4 protein-coding genes are annotated in these 3,621 nt (G+C 70.7%); 2 read left to right on the top strand and 2 right to left on the bottom strand.

The features are described from left to right. Positions 1-403 (bottom strand): HTH domain-containing protein (locus tag PUT80_RS46105; protein WP_275295907.1); only part of this gene is annotated, 403 nt, incomplete at its 3' end. Between the two features lie 84 nt (positions 404-487). Between PUT80_RS46105 and PUT80_RS46100 the strand changes: the two genes are divergently transcribed. Next, on the top strand, positions 488-886 hold the full coding sequence (locus PUT80_RS46100) for a VOC family protein (RefSeq protein WP_134664835.1): 399 nt from the start codon (positions 488-490) through the stop codon (positions 884-886). A 49-nt stretch (positions 887-935) separates the two neighbouring features. After that, a complete protein-coding gene (locus PUT80_RS46095; RefSeq protein ID WP_275295906.1) occupies positions 936-1,457 on the top strand; it encodes a phosphoribosyltransferase family protein in 522 nt (173 codons plus the stop codon). On the opposite strand, the gene PUT80_RS46090 is transcribed toward PUT80_RS46095, so the two are convergent. Then, positions 1,458-3,152 carry a bifunctional diguanylate cyclase/phosphodiesterase gene (locus PUT80_RS46090; RefSeq protein WP_275295905.1) on the bottom strand — a complete coding sequence of 565 codons (1,695 nt, stop codon included), beginning with the start codon at positions 3,150-3,152 and terminating at the stop codon, positions 1,458-1,460. Between the last annotated feature and the right edge of the window lie 469 nt (positions 3,153-3,621).

Here is a 3,621-nt window from a genome sequence, read left to right as displayed (position 1 = left end):
GGGCGGGCGTGGTGAAGTCGGCGACCTCCAGCAAGGCGTCGAGCCGGCGGCCGAGAGCCTCGGGCAGCACCCGGCGGACCTTCGCGACCGCGCTTTCCGCTGCCGCGACCGACGTGGTGACCAGCCCGGCGCGCCGTCCCGCGACCAGTCCGAGCAGCACCGCGAGCGCCTCCTCGTCGGTGAGCATCAGCGGCGGCATCCGGTAACCGGGCGCGAGCCGGTACCCGCCGTAGCGGCCGCGCACGGAGCGGACCGGGATGTCCAGGTCGAGCAGGTGCTCGACGTACCGGCGGACGGTGCGTTCGTCCACGTCCAGCCGCCCGGCGAGTTCGGCGACGGTCCGGGTGCCGCCGCCCTGGAGGATTTCCAGCAGCGCCAGCACACGGGCGATCGGCCGGGTCATGCGGAGAATTCTCGCAATACCGGGCGGATCCTGTCCACTATTGCTTCTAGCGTGGCCACTGAGCAACCAGAAAGGAATGTGGCCGTGCAGTTGACTTCTGTCCGCATCATCACCGGTGACGTCGACCGTTTGACGTCCTTCTACGAGCAGGTGACCGGTCTCGTGGCAAGCCGTCCGGCGAAGCAGTTCGCCGAGTTCGTCGGCGCGACGGCGACGCTGGCGATCGGAGCCGCCGAGACGATGGCGCTGTTCAGCGCGGGTGCGGCGGTGCCGGAGGAGAACCGGACCGTCATCCTGGAGTTCCAGGTCGAGGACGTCGACCGGGAGTTCGCGCGGCTGCGGCCGCTGCTCGCCGAGGTCGTGCAGGAGCCGACGACGATGCCGTGGGGCAACCGTTCGCTGCTGTTCCGCGACCCGGACGGCAACCTCGTCAACCTGTTCGCGCCGCAGACCGAGGAGGCCCGCGCCCGGCTCGCCAGGTGACGGGGAAATCGGCTCGCCCGACTGCCCGGCGACCGGCCAGGATCACCGCATGACACTTGCGCTTCTGCTGGACCGCTTCCGCTGGGTCGACGGACATGCCGACCTCTGGCCGGTTTTCCGGGACGGCGCGGCGTTCGCCGAGGTGGTCAAGGCGCTGGCCGAGCCGTTCCGGGACGCGGGGGTGACCGCGGTGTGCGGGATCGAATCGCGCGGCTTCCTGCTCGGCGGGGCCGTCGCGCTGGAACTGGGCGTCGGGTTCGCCGCGGTCCGGAAGGCAGCCGGGCTGTTTCCCGGCGAGAAGCTGACCCGCGAAACGGACCCGGACTACCGGGGCTTCCGGCATGTCCTGCGGATGCAGCGGTCGGCGCTGTCGCCGGGCGATCGGCTGGTGCTGGTGGACGACTGGATCGAGACGGGCAGCCAGGCGTCGGCGGTGCGCGACCTGGTGCGCGAGGCCGGCGCGGAACTGGTCGGCTGCGCGGTGCTGGTCGACCAGCTCGACCCGGCGCTGCGTTCGCGCTTCGGGCGGGTGCATTCGTTGCTGGCCAAGGACGAACTGCCGGACGAGTGACTACCGCTGGGGCAACAGTTCCGGCGGCAGGCCGTTCGTTTCCTTGCTGCCGCGGAGGATCTGCGCCCGTCCGGCGCCGGGCCAGCTGTTGACCCAGCTCGAGCCGAGGATTCCCTTGGCCTGCTTCTTCAACGGTGCCAGCAGCCGCGCGCTTTCGCGGTACGTACCCGTCGAGGAGCCGGTCTGGACGAGGCTCGCGAGGGAGAGCGTGACCGGCACCCCGTCGGCGGACCAGTCGTGGCCGAGGACGGCGTCGGCGAGGGCCGTGATGTCCTCGATGCCGCACACGACAAGGAAATCGTCGCCGCCGACGTGGCCGACGGTGACGTCGCCGAGCCGCCGGGCGTGGTCGGTCAGCGCCCGGCCGATGGCGCGGATGAGGTCGTCGCCCGCGGCGAACCCGGCGGTGTCGTTGAGCCGTTTGAAGTGGTCGATGTCCAGCCAGGCCACGACGAACGGCCGTCCGGCTCCGGCCCGGCGGGCGACGTCCTGGGCGATCGCGTCGCTGCCGGGCAGCCGGGTGAGCGGGTTGAGCGCGACCGCGGCCTCGACCTTCACCGCGGCCATCCGGCGCATCACCTCGTTCGGCCGCACCACGCCTTGGTACCGGCCGGACGCGTCGGTCACGACGAGGTCGTCGCCGCTGTTCTCGGCCCCGCCGTCGGCGATGAGCTCCAGCAGTTCGCGGGTGCCGGTGTCGATCCGGACCAGCCGCGGCGGCCCGGCCAGTTTCGCGGCGGGTTTCCCGGAGTACAGCGCGTGCCCGTACCGGCCAGTCACCGCGAGCAGGAAGCGCATCCGGTCGATCGTCCACTGTGGACGCGCTTGCTGGTCGAGCCCGACGATGGCCTTCGGCGCGTGTTCGGCGGACAGGATCGCGTGGACGTCGTCGCACGTCGCGTCGTCCGGCAGGGTTTTGGCCTGGCGGAGGAATTCGGGGATCCGCAGTCCGGCGGCGGGCGAGACGGTCGCGGCACCCGGCTGATCGCCGCGTTCGGCGGCGGGCAGTACGCGTTCGGGGGCGGCGGTGGCGAACAGATTCCCTTGCACCAGCCGGATTCCCGAGCGCCGGGCGAGGTCGAGTTCCGCGTCGTTCTCGATTCCCGTCGCGACGAGCCGCAGGTCGGTTTGCGCGGCGAACTGCACCAGGGCCTCGACGAGCGCGACCGTCGCCGCGTTCGCCGGGAGCCGGCGCAGCGTCGCGCGGTCCAGTTTGATCATCTCGATCGGCGCTTCGGCGAGCAGGTTCATCGGCAGGCCCGCCGCGCCGAGCCGGTCGAAGGCCAGCCGGAAGCCCAGGTCGCGCAGCCGGTGCAGGCCTCGCAGCAGGGTGCCCGGATTCGGGAGGGCGAGCGGGGCGGTGACTTCCAAGACGACGTCGGCGGGTCGGCGGCCGGTGCGTTCGAGGGTCTGGAGCAGCGGGATGAACCGCTCGGCGGGCGCGCCGGCGGCGCTGGCGCTCAGGTTGAGGTGCAGCGACACCCCGGCCGCGTTCGGCGGGACCACCGCGGCCGCGCGGGCGGCGAGGTCGAGGTCGGCGTCGATCAGCTGGGCCTGGTCGCCCGCCGCGTCGAGGAGGTCCGGGACCCAGCCGGCGCCCGGATGCCCGACCGCTTCGACTGCGACCGCCGAGCCGCTGTAGAGGCTGTACAGCGGCTCGAAAGCGAAACGAACCTGGTCGGCGGGGGCGAGCACACGCAGATCCTCGCCTGGAACGCACGGATCTCCATAAAACCGTTATCTTCCGTTGACCTGCCCGGGCGGCGGTCGAACCGGAAAACTCTTCGGGATCGACTGCTGTGCTTGGGATTCGCGCGCGCCGGGGACAAACCCTCGGTATGGCCCGTGACCACCATCACAAATCGGCTACGAACCACGTGTGACCAGGCGTGATGGCTCGACCACGAGCGATGCGTGCTGCGCGGGGAGGCTTCCGCTCGATGACCGTCCACAAGGGACACCAGGAGCGCCGAAATGCCCGATTGATGGCAACTTGACTGATACTTGAGGTCTGTGAGGGGCTCCTTCACGGACCCAGACCTGGATCCACCGAGTTGAGGTTTTGCTGATCTTGGTGGTGGGTGTGCGGGTGGTGTTTGTTGGGTGGGCGCGTTGGTGTGGCTGGCGTCGCACCAGCGTGTCCACTGTGGGTTCTCCGGTCGGT

This window comes from Amycolatopsis sp. La24 (genome assembly GCF_029087445.1).
Classification (GTDB): Bacteria; Actinomycetota; Actinomycetes; order Mycobacteriales; family Pseudonocardiaceae; genus Amycolatopsis; species Amycolatopsis nivea.
Note: the sequence above shows the minus strand (reverse complement) of the source record. Positions and strands in the feature narration are given on the sequence as shown.